The sequence below is a fragment of the Massilia sp. CT11-108 genome (genome assembly GCF_047302915.1).
In the GTDB taxonomy this organism is placed as follows: Bacteria; Pseudomonadota; Gammaproteobacteria; order Burkholderiales; family Burkholderiaceae_D; genus Telluria; species Telluria orientalis.
Genome location: NZ_JBKYMO010001455.1, coordinates 1 through 287 on the forward strand (window position 1 = coordinate 1; position 287 = coordinate 287).

Below are 287 nucleotides of genomic sequence, written 5' to 3' on the forward strand. Positions count from 1 at the left end.
CATGCTGGGGCTCACGGTGGACAGCCTCGTGGGTGCCGAGATCGTCACGGCGGACGCGCGCCGGCGCCACATCGGTCCGCGCCAGGAGCCGGATCTGTTCTGGGCGATCCGCGGCGGCGGCGGCAACTTCGGCGTGGTCACGCGCTTCGAATTCGCGCTGCACGCCGTCGGGCCGCTCGTCACGGCCGGGCTGGTCGTGTTCCCGGCAGCGCAGGGACAAGCGGTGCTGCGGCGCTACCGCGACTACGTGGACACGCTGCCGAACGACGTCTCGATCTGGGCCGTAT

At 71.4% G+C, this 287-nt stretch carries 1 protein-coding gene; it reads left to right on the forward strand.

Going from position 1 to position 287, the window contains the following annotated elements:
• On the forward strand, positions 1–287 hold a 287-nt coding region (locus tag ACEN88_RS35240; RefSeq protein WP_413347059.1), incomplete at both ends, for an FAD-binding oxidoreductase.